The following is a 19,038-nucleotide window of genomic DNA, read 5'->3' as shown; positions in this document are numbered from 1 at the left end:
TGTCCTACCGCCCGCGCAACCACAATGCCACGCCCGCGCCCCCTTCCGGAGCGCGCGCTCCCCCTGAGCGCCCGCTGGCACTGGCGACACCCCCTCCTCGCTGTTCGCTCCGCTCACGATCCGTCCGGCTCATTACCCGGCAGCGCCTGCTCGAACCAGACCACCTTGCCGATCCCCTCGGCCCGGGCGCCCCAGTGCAGGGCCAGCCGGTGGACCAGCTCCAGACCGCGCCCGCCCTCGTCGGCCTCGGCGGCGTGCCGCTCCTGGGGCGGGTCGGGCAGCGGATCGGAGATCTCCACCAGCAGCGTCTCGCCGAGCGTCAGCCGCACCCCGATGGGGGCGCTGGCGTACCGGACGGCGTTCGTCACCAGCTCGCTGACCAGCAGCTCGGCGATGTCGGTGAGCTCCTCGACGCCCCACTCGGCGAGCGTGGCACGGACCAGCCGGCGCGCCCGGGAGACGGCGGTGGGCTCGGCGGGCAGGGTCCAGCCCGCCGTCGGGGTGCCGGCCTGGCCGTGGCCGAGCCGGGCCAGCAGCAGCGCGACGTCGTCCGGCTCCCGGCCCTGCTCCATGGTGTCCAGCACCGCCTCGCAGGCGGCCTGGATGGAGGCGTGCGGCTCCTGGAGCACCGTGATCAGCCGGCCGAGGCCGACGTCCAGGTCCTTGTCCCGGGACTCGACCAGGCCGTCGGTGCACAGCGCCAGCAGGCTGCCCTCGGGGATCTTCAGTTCGACCGATTCGAACGGAACTCCGCCCACCCCGAGCGGGGCGCCGGAGGGCAGGTCGAGGATGCGGCCGGCGCCGCCGCGCAGCGGGCCGCCGTTGCGGGTCGGCTCCGGGGCGGCCTCGCCGGGCACCACCAGCACCGGCGGGATGTGTCCGGCCTTGGCGACGGTGAGCCGGGCCGTCGTCGGGTCGAAGACCGCGTAGACGCAGGTGGCCAGCAGCGCCTCGTCCGGGCCCTGGGCGAGGTCGTCGGCCAGCTCGTGGACGTGCCGCAGCAGGACGTCCGGCGGCAGGTCGAGGGCGGCCAGCACCCGGACGGCGGTGCGCAGCCGTCCCATGGTGGCGGCGGCCCGCAGGCCGTGGCCCATCACGTCGCCGACCACCAGCGCGGTGCGGTCGCCGGGCAGCGGGATGACGTCGAACCAGTCGCCGCCGACCTCGGTGCCGCTGCTGCCGGGCACGTACCGGTAGGCGACCTCGACACCGGTGGGCTGCGGGACCTGCTGCGGGAGCAGGGTCCGCTGGAGGGTGAGCGCGGCGGTGCGTTCGCGGGCGTAGAGGCGGGCGTTGTCCAGCGAGCTGCCGGCCCGGTCGGCCAGCTCGACGGTGAAGGCCAGGTCGTCCCGGTCGAAGCCCTCGCGGTAGCCGGACCGGCTGACCAGCAGCAGGCCGATCACGATGCCCCGGGCGCGCAGCGGCACGACCAGCATCGAGTGCACGCCGAGGTCCCGGGCGGCCTGCATCTTCGGGTCGCCGGGGTAGGTCACCTCGTCCAGCTGGTCGGCGCCGGACAGCGGCTCGGGCACGCCGGTGCGCAGCACCCGGCCGCAGACGGAGTCCTCGGCGAAGGTGATCCGGGCGCCGCGGCGCAGCATCACGTCCACCTCGGGGCCGTCCTGGACGGAGGCGGTGCCGAGCTGGAGCAGCGAGGTGCGCCGGTCGTGGCCGTGCCAGGGCAGGTCGTCGCCGTGCGCGACGGCCTGGAGCAGGATCACCGCCGAGAGGTCGGCCAGCCGGGGGACGACCGAGCCGGCCAGCTCCTGGGCGATCCGGGAGGCGTCCAGCAGGTCGCCGACCCGGGAGCCGAACTCGTTGAGCAGCGAGAGCCGGCGCCGGGCGTGCTCGACCTTGGCGACCGCCCGGTAGCGCTCGGTCACGTCCATCACGGTGCCGGAGATGCCGAGCACCCGGCCGGAACGGTCGGTCATCCGGCTGTAGGAGATCGAGCGGTAGCCGGCCCGGGTGGTGACCGGGGAGGCCAGGGTGACGTCGATGACCGGCTCGCCGGTGGCCAGCACCTGGCGCTGGATGGCGGTGATCTCGTCGGCGGCCCGCTCCGGCAGGGTCTCGCCGGTGGTGCGGCCGACGTGGTCGTCCAGGGCGACGCCGTTCATCTCGGCGAGGGTCTGGTTGACGGCGGTGTAGCGCAGGTCGGTGTCCATGATGGCGATGCCCAGCGGGGACTGCTCGAACAGCGCGTCGCGCACCGCGAGGTCCCGCTCGACCGCCTGGACGGCGGCCGCCTCGGCCATGTTGACCTGGAGGAACGGGGTGCCGTCGCCGTCCACCAGGAGGGAGATCCGGGCGTCCACGGCGACCGGGGAGCCGTCCCGGTCGCGCAGCTCGGCGGGGCCGGCCCAGCGGCCGTGCCGCAGGGTGTCCTGGATCGCGCGCCGGATCCGGGCGACCTGCTCCCGGTCGGGGATCAGCTCGTCGATCCGGCGGCCGACCAGCAGCTCGTTCGGCCAGCCGAGCAGTTCCTCGGCGGCGGGGCTCCAGAGCACCACCCGGCCCGCGGTGTCCAGGATCGCGATGGCGACCCTGAGCATGTCCAGCAGGCTGCCCTCGGCGGGCGTGCCCGGGCCGCCGGGACCGCCCGTGCCGACCGGACCTCCCTGGGCGTCGGCGGGCCCGCCGGGGAACGGCCGGCCGGGACGGCCGCGCAGATCGGACCGGGCGCCGGGGCCGGCCACCGGGGTCGGCGCCGGCTGGTCGGGGCCCGCCGCGCCGGGAGCCCCGCCGGTGCCGCCGCGGCGACGGCCGGCCGGTGGCCGGGGAACGGCCGGACGGGCGGCGCGGCGCAGTCGGGCGCGGGCGGCGGCGCTCCCCGCGGAGCCTGCCCGCCGCTCTCCCCCGGCGCCGTTCCCGGTAGTCGACACCGACGGGGCCTCCGGCTCTGGTCGGGATCGGCGTCGCCGGCTGGGGACGGCTCACCGATGGTGACGAATAGTGCCGAAAAGTGACATACCCAGCAGCCTCCAGGCTATCCCGGCCCCTGGGTCGTCTTGTCCGATTGACCTACCCGGCGGACGGCGCGTCGCCCCCGGTCGGGACGCCGCCCGCCCCCGCCGTCCCGCCCTCCGTGAGCAGCCGGGCGACGTGCGGCAGCACGTCACGGTCGTGGTCGATCCAGTCCACGGCGTCCAGTTCGTCCGGGCCCAGCCAGCGCAGCGCGTCGTGGTCCTCCAGCGCGCGCGGCTCGCCCGCCAGCAATTCGGCGGCCCAGAAGCGCAGCTCCAGGCCGGGGCGCACGGCCCACGCGCCCGGCAGCCGGGTCAGCGCGCGCGCCCGGACGCCGAGCTCCTCCAGCAGCTCGCGCTCCAGCGCCTGCGCCTCCGTCTCCCCGGGCTCGGCCTTCCCGCCGGGGAACTCCCACCGGCCGGCCACCGCCTCGGGCGCGCTGCGCCGGGCGGCGAGCACCCGGCCGCCGCGGACCAGCGCGCCGCCGACCACGATCCGGGGAGCGGCCGGAGCGGCCGGGGTCGCGCGGGGGTCGGGGGTCTCGGGGGTGTCCGTCGTGGCGTCCATGGGGCCGACCCTACGGGTTCAGGCGTTGCGGACCGTCCCGTCCGCCGCTTCCGGCCTGGCCTCCCCGTCCGCCTCGACCCAGTACATCTGCTTGTGGCCGCGGGCCTCGAACCCGGCGGCCAGCCGCCGGGCCTCGGCCCGGTCGAGGTCCTTGGCGACCAGGAAGCGGTTGCCGTTGTCGTCCTGCCGCATGACCCGGTAGGTGCCCATGGCGGGAGGGTACCCGGGGCCTCCCGCCGGGCGTCCCGCTCCGGGCCGGACCCGTTTCCACTCGCGTGGGACGGGCCGGTCCCCGGCTCGCGTGGGGGTCGGGCCGGGGACGCGCCCACGACGGTACGGCCGGCGGGTTACCGGCAGGTACGGGCCCGGTCAACGGCCGGTAACCAGGGGCGCGGGCGGCTCAGACCCGCAGGTCGGGCGCCTGCTCACCGGTGGACAGGCCCAGCCCGCGGCGGATGTCCAGGATCGTCGGCGCCGTCCTGGCCTCCGTCGCCCTGGCCCGGCGGAGGTCGCCCGCCAGGTCGCTGCCGGAGGCCGCGGCGTCCCAGGCGGCGGCCGCCTGCGACTTGGCCTCGACCAGCTTGGCGATCTTCGGCTGGACGTCGGCCGGCCAGGGCACCGACGGCCCGCCCAGCACCGCCGCCTGGGTCCGCGAGGCCACGGCCATCCGGCGGGCCCACGCCCGGTGGTCGGACTCGGCCTCGGCCACCTCCGCGTCCGGCGGGTCCAGGTAGACGTCGTTGAAGCTCCGGGCGGCCTCCAGGTAGGCCAGCTGGGGCGCGGTCAGGCGGCTCCGGTCGGTGCGGACCGTTCCCCGGTGCCGGTCCTCGCGGTCCTCGTAGGCGCAGGTGACGTACCGTGAGCCGGACGCCCAGTTCCTCGCGGTCGGGTAGAGGTAGACGTCGTCCATGCCGTCCGGGACGGTCCACTGGTCGAGCGCGTAGCCGTTCAGCACCGCGCGGCACAGCCGGCCGGCCGACTCGCGGGCCGCGCCCTCGCCCGGGTAGAGGCCGTTGCCGCTCGGGAGTTCGGCGGTGCCCGCCACCTCGCCGTGGTGCGGCTCGGTGCAGGCCACCCGGTGCACCCAGTACACCGTCTCGTCGCCGCCCCCCTGCGTCGTCGAACCGCCCTGGGGGGAGTCGTAGCAGTCGCCGGCCTTGAGCTCGGACCAGTGCACCGAGCCGGCCGGCGCCTTCGGGGCCTGGCCGAAGCGGCCGGCCCGCGCCGAGCTGAAGTCGGCCGCGCCGAGCGCGAGGGCCAGCAGGACCGTGCCGATCGTGCCGAGCACCAGGCCGGTCACCGCCATGCCGGAGCCGCGCTCCTTGCGGCGGTTGATCTGCACCAGCGCGAGGATGCCGAACACCAGGGCCACCGGGGACACCAGGAGCAGGCCGGTGACCAGGGAGCCGACCGCGAAGCCGTTGGTGGGGGCGGGCCCGGGACCGGGGCCGGGGAGGAACCCGGGCCCGGGGACGGCCTGCCCCGGACCGGGGGCCTGGGCGTACGGGTGGCCGGGCGGGAAGCCCGACCCGGCGGGGGGAGTGACGGAGGCCCAGCCACCGGCGGGCAGCGGGTACGGCGGCTGGGGCGGGGCGGCCGACGGCGGGACGGCCTGCGGGGCCGGGGCGACGGACGGACCCGCGGGCGGGCCGGCGGAGAGGTCGGGCGCGGCCCAGGGGTCGACGGCGGCGGGCGGGGCCCAGGGGTCGGCGGCGGGCGGGGCGGGCTCCGACCCGGCCTGGTCCTGCTCGGCCGCGGCGGCCCCGGCCTGCTCGGGCTCGGGCTCTACCGGGCTCGCGGGCCCCGCGGACCCCGCGGTGACCTTGCGGAAGTCCACCCGGGGATCCTGACCGGCCGTCGGCGCCTGCGTCGGGTCCGGGTCCGGGTCCGTGCCTGTCCCCGTACCGGTGTCCGTCCCCGTACCGGTGTCCGTGCCCGCCCCCGGGCGGGTGTCCGTGCCCGCGTCGGCCCCCGTGGCCGCGGGCGACTCCGGCCCCGGAACGGGCGGCTCGGACTCAGGCTTGGACACGTGGACTCCCCCAACCCACCGGAACGGGCATCGGCTCGGCACTCGGCACCATGGCTCGGACCCGAACGGGCCCGATCTGAACGGTCGCGCGACTTTACCCGATCTTTCCGAACGCCTGCCCGCCCTGCCCGGACCGCCCGGCCCGCCCCGCGGCGGTTCGGCCGCATCGGCTCAGCCGCGGGCCAGGATCTCGCCGTGCAGCATCGAGAACCAGCCGTCCCCGGCGGCGCTCCACTCCCGCCAGCCGTCCGCGATCCGGCCCAGCTCGTCCTGGTCCGCGAAGCCCCGCTCGACCGCCGTCCGGCCCAGCGCGGTGCCCGTCACCCGGTCCGCCCACAGCCCGCCCCACCAGGCGCGCTGCCCGGGCGTCGCGTACGTCCAGGTGCCGGCGCTCGCGGTGACCTCGGTGAAGCCGGCCGCGCGGGCCCAGGACAGCAGCCGCCGGCCGGCGTCCGGCTCGCCGCCGTTGGCGCGGGCGGTCCGCCGGTACAGCTCCAGCCACCGGTCCAGCGCGGGTACCTCCGGGAACCAGGTCATCGAGGCGTAGTCGACGTCGCGGACCGCGACCACGCCGCCCGGCGCCGTCACCCGTCGCAGCTCGCGCAGCGCGGCCACCGGGTCGGCCACGTGCTGCAGCACCTGGTGGGCGTGCACCACGTCGAACTCGCCGTCCGGGTAGGGCAGTCGGTGCACGTCGGCGCAGGCGAGGGCGACGTTGGACAGGCCCCGGCCGGCGATGTGCCCGGCGGCCTGCTCCAGCACCTCGGCGGAGGCGTCCACCGCGACCACCCGCCCCCGCGGGCCGACCAGTTCGGCCAGGTCCGCGGTGATCGTGCCGGGCCCGCAGCCGACGTCCAGCAGGGCCTGCCCGGGCCGCAGTTCGGGCAGCAGGTAGCCGGCCGAGTCGGCGGCGGTGCGGGAGCGGTGCGAGCGCAGCACGGCCTCCTGGTGGCCGTGGGTGTAGACGGCGGCGGGCTGCGGTCCGGTCATGAGATCCCCCTCGATGCGGTCGGCCGCGGGGCTCCGCGGCGCCCCCGACGCTACCCGCCGTTCCGCATTCCGAGAAGATCCGTCTCGAATGCCGGTCACGGCGGGCCCGGGCCGCACCCCGCCGCCGTACCGTGGAGGCGCCCCCGACAGAACGGTCCCCGCCCATGCCCGGCCCGCGCCCCCACGTCCTGCTGAGCGCCGCCGTCTCGCTCGACGGCCACCTCGACGACACCTCCCCCGACCGGCTGCTGCTCTCCAACGCCGCCGACTTCGACCGGGTCGACGAGGAGCGCGCCGCCGCCGACGCGATCCTGGTCGGCGGCAACACCCTGCGCGCCGACAACCCCCGACTGCTGGTCAACGACCCCGCCCGCCGGGCCGCCCGACTGGCGGCCGGCCGGCCCGAGTACCCGCTGAAGGTGACGCTCAGCGCGAGCGGCGCGCTCGACGCCGGGCTGCGGTTCTGGCACACCGGCGGCGCCCGCCTCGCCTACACCACGGACGCCGGGGCGGCGGTGCTGCGCCCCCGGCTGGACGGACTGGCCGAGGTGGTCGCACTGGGCGACGCGGTGGACCTCGGCGCCGTGCTGGACGACCTGGGCGCCCGCGGGATCCGCCGGCTGATGGTCGAGGGCGGCGGGGGCGTGCACACCCAGTTCCTGGCCCAGGGGCTGGCGGACGAACTCCAGCTGGCCGTCGCCCCGCTGCTGGTCGGCCAGGCCGAGGCGCCCCGGTTCGTCCGCCCCTCCGCGTTCCCGGGCGGGCCGGCCCGGCGGATGCGGCTGCTGGAGGCACGTACCGTGGGCGACGTCGTCCTGCTCAGGTACGCCCCGAAGGAGCCCGCGCCGTGACCCCGTCCGCGTCCACCGACCTCGACCACCTGCGCCGGGCCGTCGAGCTCTCCCGCCGCTGCCCGCCGTCCGGGACGGCCTTCTCGGTCGGCGCGGTGATCGTCGGCGCCGACGGCACGGTGCTGGCGGAGGGCTACAGCCGGGAGACCGACCCGCACGACCACGCGGAGGAGGCGGCGCTGGCCAAGCTTCCGGCGGGCGACCCGCGGCTGCGCGGGGCGACCGTCTACAGCTCGTTGGAGCCCTGCGGGCAGCGCGCCTCGCGGCCGATGCCGTGCGCCCGACTGCTCGTCGCGGCGGGCGTGCCGCGAGTGGTGGTCGCCTGGCGCGAGCCGGACCTGTTCGTCACCGACTGCCAGGGCACCGCGCTGCTGACGGCGGCCGGCATCGAGGTGGTGGAGCTGCCGGAGCTGGCCGCGGAGGCCCGCGCGGTCAACGCCCACCTGCTCGGGTGATCTTTTGTATCATTGAGAAACAAAGAGCTCGCATTCTCCGGCTCTGCTGTCGTCGCACCCCCCGAGGAGCCGCCCCATGCCCGCTACCCCCGTCCGGCTGACCGCCCGCGCCGTCCTCCTGGACATGGACGGCACCCTGGTCAACTCCGACGCCGTGGTCGAGCGCTGCTGGAGCCGCTGGGCCGAGCGGCACGGCCTGGACCCCGCCGAGGTGCTCGCCGTCGCGCACGGCCGCCAGGGCCACGCGACCATGGCCGCCCTGCTGCCCGAACGCCCGGTCGAAGTCAACCTGGCCGACAACGAGCGGATGCTCGACGAGGAACGCGCCGACACCGAGGGCGTCGTCCCGGTGCCCGGCGCCGCCGCCTTCCTCGCCTCGCTGACCGGCCTCCCGCACGCCCTGGTCACCTCCGCCGACCAGCCGCTCGCCCGGGTCCGGATGGCCGCCGCCGACCTGCCGCTGCCGCCCGTCCTGGTCACCGCCGAGTCCGTCGGCGCCAGCAAGCCCGACCCCGAGGGCTTCCTCAAGGGTGCCGCCGCCGTCGGCTTCGCCCCCGCCGACTGCCTCGCCTTCGAGGACTCCGGCGCCGGCATCGCCGCCGCCAAGGCCGCCGGCACCCGCGTCATCGGCATCGGCCCGCGCGCCCTCCCCCACCACCCGGACGCCCACGCCGACACGCTCGCCACCGTCACCGTCACCGCCGCCCCCGACGGCCTGCTCACCGTCACCATCGGCTGACCCGGACCGCCGGACCCCGGGGCCCGCACAGCACCGGACCGGCACCGGAAAACGGACGGGGCCCGCCTCGGAGGAGGCGGGCCCCGTCGGACCCGCACAGGCGGCGGATCCGGTCGGCCCAGGGAGCGGGTCGATCAGACGTTGAAGCGGAACTCCACCACGTCGCCGTCCTGCATGACGTACTCCTTGCCCTCGATGCGGGCCTTGCCCTTGGAGCGGGCCTCGGCGATGGAGCCGGTCTCGACCAGGTCGGCGAAGGAGATCACCTCGGCCTTGATGAAGCCCTTCTGGAAGTCGGTGTGGATGACTCCGGCGGCCTCGGGGGCGGTGGCGCCCTTCTTGATGGTCCAGGCGCGGGTTTCCTTGGGGCCGGCCGTCAGGTAGGTCTGCAGGCCGAGGGTGTCGAAGCCGACCCGGGCGAGGGTGGCGAGGCCGGGCTCCTCCTGGCCCATGGACTGGAGGAGCTCCAGGGCCTCGGCGTCGTCCAGCTCGATCAGCTCGGACTCGATCTTGGCGTTCAGGAAGATCGCCTCGGCCGGGGCGACCAGCTCGCGCTGGGCGTCCTTGAAGTCCTCGTCGGCCAGCTCGTCCTCGTCCACGTTGAAGACGTAGAGGAAGGGCTTGGCGGTCAGCAGGTGGAGCTCACGGATCGGGGCGGTGTCGAAGCCGGCCTCGAAGAGGGTCTTGCCGGTCTCCAGGATCGCCTGCGCGGCCTCGGCGGCGGCCAGCACGGGGGCGGTGTCCTTCTTGAGGCGCGCCTCCTTCTGGAGCCGCGGCAGGACCTTCTCGATGGTCTGGAGGTCGGCCAGGATCAGCTCGGTGTGGATGGTCTCGATGTCGTCCTTGGGCGACACCTTGCCGTCCACGTGCACCACGTCCGGGTCGGTGAAGGCGCGCACGACCTGGCAGATCGCGTCGGACTCGCGGATGTTGGCGAGGAACTTGTTGCCCAGGCCCTCGCCCTCGCTGGCGCCGCGCACGATGCCGGCGATGTCGACGAAGTCGACGGTGGCCGGGAGGATGCGCTGGGAGCCGAAGATCTCGGCGAGCTTGGCCAGCCGCTCGTCCGGGACGCCCACCACGCCGACGTTCGGCTCGATGGTGGCGAACGGGTAGTTGGCCGCCAGCACGTCGTTCTTGGTCAGGGCGTTGAACAGGGTCGACTTGCCGACGTTCGGCAGGCCGACGATTCCGATCGTGAGCGACATGAAGCGCAGTCCCGTGGGCTTGGAGGAGTTGGGTCGGCACCGTACGGGCCGACCCCCAAGTCTACGGGCAGCCCCCGCCCCGCCTCACAGCTCGTCGTCCCACCGGACGCGGACGGGCCGTTCGAAGGTGAGATCCGTCATGCCGTCGCCGGCGGGGAGACCCGTGCGCGGATCCGGTGACCGTGGTGCGCCGAGCCGACGGGGCAGGTCAGCCGACCTGAGTGACGATCACATCACTGCTCCGTCCGGAGACACGGGCCGGGCCCTGAACGGTCCATTACACAGTGTGGCGATGATCGGACCGTACGTTGGACGGGTGGAGCAGAGCATCCGTACCCAGCCGCCAGGGCCCAGACGCCGTCCCCCGACCCGCGCGACCGCCCCCGCCGTCCCCGGCCCAGGCCGGGCTCCCGAGACCGCCGCAGCCCCCTCCGGGCCCGCCCCCGCCTCCCGGCCGCGCCCGGCGCCCGGACCGTCCGCCGCCGCCCGCCCGGCCGGCCCCCGGCTGCGCCTGCGCCTGCCGCTGCGCGGGCGCGGGCGCGGCGACGAGCAGCTGTACGGGCGGCGGCGCACCGGCCGGCCGGCCCGGCTGACGGCCATCGGCACCGGGGTGGTCGCCGTCCTGACGGTGCTCGCGGTGGCGGGCCTGGACCGGCTGCTCTTCGACGACCTGGGCTGGCTGTTCGGCCTCGGCTACCTGGTGGTCTGCTTCCAGCTGGCCGTCCGGGTGCGCTACGCCGATCTGCTGGCCGCGCCGATCAGCGGGCCGATCGCCTTCGCGCTCGCGCTGCTGCTGCTCGAACCGGTGAGCTCCCCCGGCGTCACCGCCCAGGTGGTCTCGCTGGCGACCGGGCTGGCGCTGCGGGCCGGCTGGCTGTTCTCCGGCACCGGGCTGGCCACGCTGATCGTGCTCGCCCGGTTCGTCGCCCAGCGCCGGATCCACCGCGCCCGCTGAGCCCCGCCCCGCCGGTCGCGGCCGGCGGCCCGCCCGTCAGCCCTCCGCCCGGGCCGCCGCCATGGCGGCTCCGACGATGCCCGCGTCGTTGCGCAGCTCCGCCGGCACCACCCGTGCCTCGCGGTCCTTCAGCAGCGGCAGGAACTTCTCGTGCTTGCGGCTCACCCCGCCGCCGATCACGATCAGCCGCGGCGAGAACAGTCCCTCCACCAGGTCCAGGTACTCGTCGACCCGCCCGGCCCACTGCTCCCAGTTCAGCCCGTGCCGCTCCTTGGCCGCCGAGGAGGCCCGGCGCTCGGCGTCCTTGCCGCGCAGCTCCAGGTGGCCCAGCTCGGTGTTGGGCACCAGCGTGCCGTCCACGAACAGGGCGCTGCCGATGCCGGTGCCGAAGGTGAGCACCAGGACGACGCCCGGCTCGGCCCGTCCGGCGCCGTGGGTCAGCTCGGCCAGCCCGGCCGCGTCCGCGTCGTTCAGGACGGTCGCGGGCATGCCCAGCGCCTCGCGGAAGAGGCCCGCCGCGTCCAGGCCGATCCAGCCCTTGTCGACATTGGCCGCCGTCCTGGTGCGGCCGTCGACGACCACGCCGGGGAAGGTCAGCCCGACCGGGCCCTGGTGGCCGAAGTGGCGGACCACCTCGCAGACGGCGTCGACCACGGCCCCGGGGGCGGACGGCTGCGGGGTGAGCACCTTGTGGCGCTCCTCGGCGAGCACGCCCCGGGCGAGGTCGACGGGCGCGCCCTTGATCCCCGAGCCGCCGATGTCCACGCCGAATACCGCCGTCATCACGTCACCCTCCGCCGTCGGCCGCGGACCGGGCCGGTTCGCGGCCGGTGAATTGTCCACAGCCTGTGCACAAAACTACGAGAGTGCGCCGGGGCCCGCACAGCAGGAAGCCGCACCGCAGCAAGCCGGGCGGCACGGGGCCGCACGGCGGAAGGGCCGGCACCCCGTGCGGGGTACCGGCCCTTCCGGGTGGGGTCAGAGCTTGCCCGCCGCCTCGGCGCGCAGGTCGCGGCGCAGCTCCTTGGGCAGCGAGAAGACCAGGTGCTCCTCGGCGGTCTTGACCGTCTCGACCGTGTCGTAACCGCGCGCGGCCAGGAACTCCAGCACGCCGTCGACCAGGATCTCCGGCACCGAGGCGCCGCTGGTCAGGCCGACCGTGGTGACGCCCTCCAGCCACTCCTCGCGGATCTCCTCGGCGAAGTCCACCAGGTGGGCGGCCTTGGCGCCGTACTCCAGGCCGACCTCGACCAGGCGCACGGAGTTGGAGGAGTTCTTGGAGCCGACCACGATCAGCAGGTCGGTCTCCGGGGCCAGCTGCTTGACCGCGACCTGGCGGTTCTGGGTGGCGTAGCAGATGTCGTCGCTGGGCGGGCTGACCAGCTGCGGGAAGCGGTTCTTCAGCTCGCCGACGGTGGCCATGGTCTCGTCCACGGACAGGGTGGTCTGGGACAGCCAGACGACCTTGGACTCGTCCCGGACCTGCACGTTGGCGACGTCCTCGGCACCGTCCACCAGGTGGATCCGGTCCGGGGCCTCGCCCATGGTGCCGATGACCTCCTCGTGGCCCTCGTGGCCCACCAGCAGGATGTCGAAGCCCTCGTCGGCGAAGCGGACGGCCTCCTTGTGCACCTTGGTGACCAGCGGGCAGGTCGCGTCGACGGTGGCGAGCTTCCCGGCCCGCGCCTCGTCGTGGACGGACGGGGCGACGCCGTGCGCGGAGAAGACGACGATCGAGCCCTCCGGCACCTCCTCCGTCTCGTCGACGAAGATCGCGCCCTTCTTCTCCAGGGTCTGCACCACGTACTTGTTGTGGACGATCTGCTTGCGGACGTAGATGGGCGCCCCGTACTGCTCCAGGGCCTTCTCCACGGCGATCACGGCGCGGTCGACTCCCGCGCAGTAGCCCCGGGGGGCGGCGAGCAGGACACGGCGCTGCGCGGTCTTGGACATGGCTCCATCGTACGGGCGGCCGCGACCCGCGCTCGTCCTCCCGGCCTCCCGCCGGGCCGCCCCACCAATGGCGGACACTTTCCGCGCAGACCCGGTCAATTGCGCTCAAAATATGGTGTCTATGAGCTCTGTGAGCGAGCAGGCGACGCCGAGCGGCCTGCGCCGCAGCCTGGGCGTGCGCGATCTGATGGTCTACGGACTGCTGTTCATCGCCCCGATGGCCCCGGTCGGCGTGTTCGGCGTGCTGGACGCCAAGAGCCACGGAGCCGTCGCCACCGTGTACCTCGCCGCGACGGTCGCGATGGCCTTCACCGCCTCCTCGTACGCCCAGATGGTGCGCGCCGTGCCGCAGACCGGCTCGGTGTTCGCCTACGCGCGGGCCGGGCTGGGCGAGGGCCCGGGCTTCATCGCCGGGTGGATGGCGATGCTCGACTACCTGCTGATCCCCGCGGTGGCCTACCTGTTCTCCGGGATCGCGCTGAACTCCCTGGTGCCGGACGTCTCGCGCTGGGTCTGGACGGCGCTCGCGGTGGTGGTGACCACCGCGCTCAACCTGGCCGGGGTGCGGACGGCGGCGACGATCGGCTTCGCGGTGCTCGCGATGGAGATCGCGGTGCTGGTGGTGTTCATGGCCGCCGCCGCGGTGGCGCTGGCCCAGGACGGCGCCCGGCGCGGCTGGGACACCCCGTTCACCGCCGTCGGGGACTTCTCGCTGACCGCGGTGATCTCGGCGGTGTCCGTCGCGGTGCTCTCCTACCTGGGCTTCGACGCGATCGCCACCTTCGTGGAGGAGGCGGTCGGCGCCTCGGCGGCGGTGGCCCGGGCGGTGCTCTGGTGCCTGGCGCTGGCCGGGGTGCTGTTCGTCGCCCAGACCTACCTGGCGGCCCTGCTGGAGCCGACCGGACCGCAGCAGCTGGCCGCCGACCCGGCGGCGCAGGGCTCGGCCTTCTACGACACCGTGGAGAGCGGCGTCGGGCACTGGCTGCACGTACTGGTGGCGGCCAGCAAGGCGATCGGCGCGGCCTTCGCGGCCCTGGCCGGGCAGGCCGCGGCCGGGCGGCTGCTCTTCGCGATGGCCCGGGACGGCCGGCTGCCGCGGGCGCTCGGCTCGGTCGACCCGGCCAGCGCGGTGCCGCGCCGGGCGCTGCTGGCGGCCGCGGTGATCACGATGGCGGCGGCGGTCTGGGCGGCCAACCGGGACGACGGCCTGGACCGGCTCACCTCGGTGGTGAACGTGGGCGCGCTGACCGCCTTCGCGCTGCTGCACGCCTCGGTGATCGGCTGGTACGCGGTGCGGCACGGCTCGCGGCGGTGGCTCCCGCACGTGGTCGTGCCGGTGCTGGGGATCGCGGTGATCGCGGCGGTCGTGTACGAGGCCTCGGGCACCGCGCAGCTCGTCGGACTGGTCTGGCTGGTGGTCGGCCTGGTGGTGCTCGCCGTCCAGGGCTCCACCGGCCGGGGCTCCACCGGCGGCGGTCCCGGACGTGTCGGCGGACGCCGCTAGCCTCGTACGCATGGCCAACACCAGCTCCCCCGAAGCGCCGCTCCCGGTCGGCAAGGTCTCCGCGCTGATCGGCGGCTGGATCGACCGGCTCGGCGCGGTCTGGGTGGAGGGGCAGATCACCCAGCTCAGCCGCCGCCCCGGCGCGGGCGTGGTGTTCCTGACCCTGCGCGACCCGCAGGCCGACGTGTCGCTCACGGTGACCTGCTTCCGCTCGGTGTTCGACCAGGTCGCGGACGTGGTGCAGGAGGGCGCGCGGGTCGTCGTGCACGCCAGGCCGGAGTGGTACGCGGCGCGCGGGCAGCTGTCCCTGCGCGCCTCGGAGATCCGCCCGGTGGGCCTCGGCGAGCTGCTGGCCCGGCTGGAGCAGCTGAAGCGGCGGCTCGCCGGGGAGGGCCTGTTCGCGGCGGAGCGCAAGAAGCCGCTGCCGTTCCTGCCGCAGTGCGTCGGGCTGGTCACCGGGCGCGGCTCGGCGGCCGAGCGGGACGTCCTGGAGAACGCCCGGCGGCGCTGGCCGGCCGTGCGCTTCGAGGTGCGCAACGTCCCGGTGCAGGGGGTCAGCGCGGTGGAGCGGGTGAGCGCGGCCGTGCGGGAGCTGGACGAGCACCCCGAGGTGGACGTGATCGTCGTGGCCCGCGGCGGCGGCAGCGTGGAGGACCTGCTGCCGTTCTCGGACGAGGGCCTGGTGCGGCTGGTCGCGGCCGCCCGTACGCCGGTGGTGAGCGCGATCGGGCACGAGCCGGACCAGCCGCTGCTGGACTTCGTGGCCGACCTGCGCGCCTCCACCCCGACCGACGCGGCCAAACGGGTGGTTCCGGACGTCGGTGAGGAGCTGGCCAAGGTCCGCCAGCTGCGCGACCGCGCCCGCCGGCAGGTGCTGTCCCGGGTCGAGCGCGAGCAGCACGGGCTGGACGGGGTGCGCAGCCGCCCGTCGCTGGCCGCCCCGCACCGGATGCTGGACGGGCGGGGGCAGGAGGTGGACGGCCTGCTGGAGCGGGCCCGGCGCACCCTGCGGCACCGGCTGGACCACGCGCAGAGCGACCTCGGGCACACCCTGGCCCGGGTGGTGGCGCTCTCCCCGGCGGCCACCCTGGAGCGCGGCTACGCGGTGCTCCAGCGCGCGGACGGCACGGTGGTGACGGACCCGGCGCAGGTCGCGCCCGGCGAGGGGCTGCACGCGCGGGTGGCGGGCGGCGGCTTCGACGTCACCGCGACTCCCGGGTAGTCGCCCGCCGCCGCGGGCCGGGGCTGGGGAGTGTCGGCCCGAGCCCCTACGCTGGCACCCATGGCAGAGCAGCAGGAGCAGCAGGACGCGGCGCCGAACCCGGACGACGCGCTGGGCTACGAGCACGCCCGGGACGCGCTGCTGGACGTCGTCCGGCAGCTGGAGACCGGCGGGACCTCGCTGGAGGAGTCGCTGGCCCTGTGGGAGCGCGGCGAGCAGCTGGCGAAGGTGTGCCAGCGCTGGCTGGACGGCGCCCGGGCCCGGCTGGACGCCGCGCTGGCCGCCGAGGAGGGCGCGGCTCCCGGCGGGGAGTGAGGCGGATCACATCCGCTTGGGGAATCGTTGAATCTTCACCTATGTTGGAGGAAGTGAACGGCTGCGGCCGATCGCCCCGACGAACCCCTTTTCCGCATGAGGTGCAGAAGCATGACCACCGACGCCCTGGTACTCGACGCCGCCGCTCAGGACCTCCTGTTCCGCGAGGCCCGCACCGCCAACACCTTCACCGACGAGCAGGTCTCCGACGAGCAGGTCCAGGCCATCTACGAGCTGGTCAAGTACGGCCCGACCGCCTTCAACCAGCAGCCGCTGCGCGTCGTCCTGGTCCGCTCGGCCGAGGGCCGCGAGCGCCTCGTCCGGCAGATGGCGGACGGCAACAAGGCCAAGACCGCCGCCGCCCCGCTGGTCGCCATCCTGGCCGTGGACAACGAGTTCCACGAGGAGCTGCCGACCCAGCTCCCGCACTTCCCCCAGGCCAAGGACCTGTTCTTCTCGGAGCGCAGCGTCCGTGAGCAGTCCGCCACGATGAACGGCGCCCTGCAGGCCGCCTACTTCATCATCGGCGTGCGCGCCGCCGGCCTGGCCGCCGGCCCGATGACCGGCTACGACGCCGAGGGCATCAACAAGGAGTTCTTCGGCGACGGCGAGCACTCGGTGCTGGCCGTGGTCAACATCGGCCGCCCGGGCGAGGACGCCTGGTTCCCGCGTTCGCCGCGCCTGGCCTACGACGAGGTCGTCACCACGGCCTGATCCGCCCCGCGCACGCCGAAGGGCCCCGCACCGGTTCGTCCGGCGCGGGGCCCTTCGGCATGCCCGGGAAGGCGGGCGGAAGCGGGGCTACTTGAGCGCCTGCGCCAGCTCGGCCAGCTCCTCGTAGGAGGCGGTGCCGGTGAGCAGGGTGGTCCCGGGGCCGGTCTGGACGGCCAGCGCGCGGTCCTTCTCGCCCTGCACCCGGTCCCAGGTGCGGCCGGCCACCTCGGAAGTGCCGTCCGACGCGGCGCCCTTGACGTGGTCGGCCAGCAGGGAGTCGCGCGGCACGTCGCTCTGCTCGATCGCCGCGTACCGGCCCGAGGGAGTCACGAAGCCCAGGTGCCAGGCGTTGCCCTTGCCGTTGTTCTGGTCGGCCGGCCGGTAACCGACCGAGGTGGCCCGCCACTTGTCCGACAGTCCCTCCGGGGAGAGCAGCGGGTACGGCGCGGCGCGCTTGGCGGAGGCCGCCTCCACCCGGTACCCGACCACGCGCACCGGGTCGCCGCCGGATCCGTGCGGGAGGAACAGGTACCCGATCCCGACGACGAAACCGACGGCCAGCATCGACAGGACCATGTCCCGTACGGTCTGCCGGCCCCTCATGCCCTTGCTGTCTGCTGCCACCCCCACATGGTGACTCATCCACATCCCCGGGCGGTCACCAGGGGTGTCCACGGACGGGTGATACCGGGCGAATCGGTGGTTTCCGCCACAGAGCAGCGACCTGCGCCACAGACAGTCATCTCGTGGGCAGATACGATCGCAATACCCTCACCACGGCGTTCGACCTGGCAGTAGTCGGGCGCTCACTGGCCGTCGCGTACAGAGAGGTAACGACGATGACCACGCAGTACCCGCACCACCTTCCCAGTGCCCTGGAGGTCGCGCCCGAGGCTCCGGACCGGAACCTCGCGCTCGAACTCGTCCGGGTCACCGAGGCGGCCGCGATGGCCGCCGGCCGGTGGGTCGGACGTGGCGACAAGAACGGCGCGGACGGTGCCGCCGTGAAGGCGATGCGCACCCTCGTCTCGACCGTGTCGATGAACGGCGTCGTCGTCATCGGCGAGGGCGAGAAGGACGAAGCCCCGATGCTCTACAACGGCGAGCGGGTCGGCGACGGCACCGGCGCCGAGTGCGACGTCGCGGTCGACCCGGTCGACGGCACCACGCTGACCGCCAAGGGCATGAACAACGCGGTGGCCGTACTGGCCGTCGCCGACCGCGGCACCATGTTCGACCCCAGCGCCGTGTTCTACATGGACAAGCTGGTGGCCGGCCCGGAGGCCGCCGAGTTCGTCGACATCACCGCCCCGGCGGCGGTCAACATCCGCCGGGTCGCCAAGGCCAAGGGCAGCGCCGTCGAGGACGTCACCGTCGTCGTGCTCGACCGCCCGCGCCACGACGGCCTGGTCCGGGAGATCCGCGAAGCGGGCGCCCGGATCAAGTTCATCTCGGACGGCGACGTGGCCGGCGCGATCATGGCCGCCCGCGAGGGCACCGGCGTCGACCTGCTGATGGGCATCGGCGGCACCCCGGAGGGCATCATCGCGGCCTGCGCGATGAAGTGCATGGGCGGCGTGATCCAGGGCCGGCTGTGGCCCAAGGACGACGCCGAGCGGCAGAAGGCCCTGGACGCCGGCCACGACCTGGACCGGGTCCTCACCACGGACGACCTGGTCAGCGGCGAGAACGTGTTCTTCGTCGCCACCGGGATCACCGACGGCGAGCTGCTGCGCGGCGTGCACTACCGCTCGGAGACCGCCACCACCAGCTCGCTGGTGATGCGCTCCAAGAGCGGCACCATCCGCGAGATCAACTCCACCCACAAGCTCTCGAAGCTGCGGGCGTACAGCGCGATCGACTTCGACCGCGCCAACTGAGCCCCACCCGAGCGCGCTTCGCGGCCCCGGCGGAATCCCCCTCCGCCGGGGCCGCGGTGCGTCGCCGTCCCGCTCTCGGGCCCGCTCCCGGGCCCGTCGTCACCCGGCTATCCGGCGCCGCGCGGCCGCCGTCACCAGGGCCGCCTCGCGCAGCTCCGTGTCCCGGCGCCGCCGCCGGGCCAGCACCACCCGCCGCTCGGCGGCCGTCAGCCCGCCCCAGACCCCGTACGGCTCCGGCTGGGCCAGCGCGTGCTCGCGGCACTCCAGCAGCACCGGGCAGCGGGCGCACACCTGCTTGGCCTGCTCCTCGCGCGACAGCCGGGCCGCCGTCGGCTCCTTGGAGGGCGCGAAGAACAGCCCCACCTCGTCCCGCCGACACGCGGCGCCGGTGTGCCAGGGGTTGTCCTCGCCCGCGGGGGAACCCGCCGGGCCGCCCTGCGGCTGCGGACGGACGCCGGAACGGCGCTCCAGGACCTGCGCAGCGGCGACTGGCGAGGTGGTGCGGGACTCGATCGGATGCAGCACGGCCGTACTCCTGACGAGGCTCTCGGACACGGGGACCCCTCGCTCCCCCGCCGGCCGCGAGCCCCCGCTGTCCTGCCCGGGCACGGCCGCTCGGCCGCCTCCGGTGCGCAGCCGTCCAAGAAGCGATGTGCGGAAGGAACTACCCCGCCCGGCCGCGATTCATG

17 protein-coding genes and 1 pseudogene are annotated in these 19,038 nt (G+C 75.0%); 8 read left to right on the top strand and 10 right to left on the bottom strand.

Annotated features, from left to right (window positions below):
* Window positions 1-113: 113 nt before the first annotated feature.
* The 5 genes from ACGFSC_RS27960 to ACGFSC_RS27940 all read right to left on the bottom strand — a co-directional run bounded on the left by ACGFSC_RS27960 (window position 114) and on the right by ACGFSC_RS27940 (window position 6,553).
* Window positions 114-2,885, bottom strand: coding sequence for a SpoIIE family protein phosphatase (locus ACGFSC_RS27960; RefSeq protein ID WP_359899551.1), 2,772 nt, complete (start codon window positions 2,883-2,885; stop codon window positions 114-116).
* A 139-nt stretch (window positions 2,886-3,024) separates the two neighbouring features.
* The gene (locus ACGFSC_RS27955; RefSeq protein WP_359899549.1) at window positions 3,025-3,534 is read right to left on the bottom strand and encodes an NUDIX domain-containing protein; all 510 of its coding nucleotides are present in this window, start codon (window positions 3,532-3,534) and stop codon (window positions 3,025-3,027) included.
* A gap of 18 nt (window positions 3,535-3,552) precedes the next feature.
* On the bottom strand, window positions 3,553-3,744 hold the full coding sequence (locus ACGFSC_RS27950) for an SPOR domain-containing protein (protein WP_359899547.1): 192 nt from the start codon (window positions 3,742-3,744) through the stop codon (window positions 3,553-3,555).
* Between the two features lie 190 nt (window positions 3,745-3,934).
* Window positions 3,935-5,371, bottom strand: coding sequence for a DUF4190 domain-containing protein (locus ACGFSC_RS27945; RefSeq protein ID WP_359899545.1), 1,437 nt, complete (start codon window positions 5,369-5,371; stop codon window positions 3,935-3,937).
* A gap of 363 nt (window positions 5,372-5,734) precedes the next feature.
* Entirely contained in the window at window positions 5,735-6,553 is an 819-nt protein-coding gene (locus ACGFSC_RS27940) for a methyltransferase domain-containing protein (protein WP_359899543.1), read from the bottom strand.
* Window positions 6,554-6,717: 164 nt separating this feature from the next.
* Here ACGFSC_RS27940 and ACGFSC_RS27935 point away from each other — a divergent pair.
* Both ACGFSC_RS27935 and ACGFSC_RS27930 read left to right on the top strand, forming a co-directional pair.
* Window positions 6,718-7,859 (top strand): annotated as a pseudogene (locus ACGFSC_RS27935) (dihydrofolate reductase family protein).
* A 76-nt stretch (window positions 7,860-7,935) separates the two neighbouring features.
* Window positions 7,936-8,598, top strand: a complete 663-nt coding sequence (locus tag ACGFSC_RS27930; RefSeq protein WP_359899541.1) for an HAD-IA family hydrolase — start codon at window positions 7,936-7,938, stop codon at window positions 8,596-8,598.
* A 134-nt stretch (window positions 8,599-8,732) separates the two neighbouring features.
* Here the strand turns inward: ACGFSC_RS27930 and ychF are convergent, their stop codons facing one another.
* Entirely contained in the window at window positions 8,733-9,806 is a 1,074-nt protein-coding gene (ychF, locus tag ACGFSC_RS27925; protein WP_359899539.1) for a redox-regulated ATPase YchF, read from the bottom strand.
* A gap of 292 nt (window positions 9,807-10,098) precedes the next feature.
* Between ychF and ACGFSC_RS27920 the strand changes: the two genes are divergently transcribed.
* Window positions 10,099-10,761: a DUF6542 domain-containing protein gene (locus ACGFSC_RS27920; RefSeq protein WP_359899537.1), complete on the top strand. Its 663-nt coding sequence runs from the start codon at window positions 10,099-10,101 to the stop codon at window positions 10,759-10,761.
* 36 nt (window positions 10,762-10,797) lie between these two features.
* Here ACGFSC_RS27920 and ppgK read toward each other — a convergent pair whose 3' ends face one another.
* Window positions 10,798-11,544 carry a polyphosphate--glucose phosphotransferase gene (gene ppgK, locus ACGFSC_RS27915; RefSeq protein ID WP_359899535.1) on the bottom strand — a complete coding sequence of 249 codons (747 nt, stop codon included), beginning with the start codon at window positions 11,542-11,544 and terminating at the stop codon, window positions 10,798-10,800.
* Window positions 11,545-11,739: 195 nt separating this feature from the next.
* A complete protein-coding gene (locus ACGFSC_RS27910; RefSeq protein WP_359899533.1) occupies window positions 11,740-12,714 on the bottom strand; it encodes a 4-hydroxy-3-methylbut-2-enyl diphosphate reductase in 975 nt (324 codons plus the stop codon).
* A 121-nt stretch (window positions 12,715-12,835) separates the two neighbouring features.
* Between ACGFSC_RS27910 and ACGFSC_RS27905 the strand changes: the two genes are divergently transcribed.
* The 4 genes from ACGFSC_RS27905 (at window position 12,836) to ACGFSC_RS27890 (ending at window position 16,469) form a co-directional block, all read left to right on the top strand.
* Window positions 12,836-14,218, top strand: coding sequence for an APC family permease (locus ACGFSC_RS27905; protein WP_359899532.1), 1,383 nt, complete (start codon window positions 12,836-12,838; stop codon window positions 14,216-14,218).
* Window positions 14,219-14,228: 10 nt separating this feature from the next.
* Window positions 14,229-15,440: an exodeoxyribonuclease VII large subunit gene (gene xseA / locus ACGFSC_RS27900; protein ID WP_359899530.1), complete on the top strand. Its 1,212-nt coding sequence runs from the start codon at window positions 14,229-14,231 to the stop codon at window positions 15,438-15,440.
* Window positions 15,441-15,500: 60 nt separating this feature from the next.
* Complete coding sequence (locus ACGFSC_RS27895; RefSeq protein ID WP_359899528.1) at window positions 15,501-15,755, top strand: exodeoxyribonuclease VII small subunit; 255 nt, start codon at window positions 15,501-15,503, stop codon at window positions 15,753-15,755.
* 111 nt (window positions 15,756-15,866) lie between these two features.
* Window positions 15,867-16,469, top strand: coding sequence for a malonic semialdehyde reductase (locus tag ACGFSC_RS27890; RefSeq protein ID WP_359899526.1), 603 nt, complete (start codon window positions 15,867-15,869; stop codon window positions 16,467-16,469).
* Between the two features lie 87 nt (window positions 16,470-16,556).
* On the opposite strand, the gene ACGFSC_RS27885 is transcribed toward ACGFSC_RS27890, so the two are convergent.
* Window positions 16,557-17,093: a DUF4245 domain-containing protein gene (locus ACGFSC_RS27885; protein WP_359899524.1), complete on the bottom strand. Its 537-nt coding sequence runs from the start codon at window positions 17,091-17,093 to the stop codon at window positions 16,557-16,559.
* Window positions 17,094-17,308: 215 nt separating this feature from the next.
* Between ACGFSC_RS27885 and glpX the strand changes: the two genes are divergently transcribed.
* A complete protein-coding gene (gene glpX / locus ACGFSC_RS27880) occupies window positions 17,309-18,349 on the top strand; it encodes a class II fructose-bisphosphatase (RefSeq protein WP_030055344.1) in 1,041 nt (346 codons plus the stop codon).
* A gap of 99 nt (window positions 18,350-18,448) precedes the next feature.
* Here glpX and ACGFSC_RS27875 read toward each other — a convergent pair whose 3' ends face one another.
* The gene (locus ACGFSC_RS27875; RefSeq protein ID WP_359899591.1) at window positions 18,449-18,820 is read right to left on the bottom strand and encodes a WhiB family transcriptional regulator; all 372 of its coding nucleotides are present in this window, start codon (window positions 18,818-18,820) and stop codon (window positions 18,449-18,451) included.
* Window positions 18,821-19,038 lie beyond the last annotated feature (218 nt).

The organism is Kitasatospora sp. NPDC048715 (assembly GCF_043198905.1).
In the GTDB taxonomy this organism is placed as follows: Bacteria; Actinomycetota; Actinomycetes; order Streptomycetales; family Streptomycetaceae; genus Kitasatospora; species Kitasatospora lactacystinica.
This window is presented reverse-complemented; position numbering and strand designations above follow the sequence as displayed.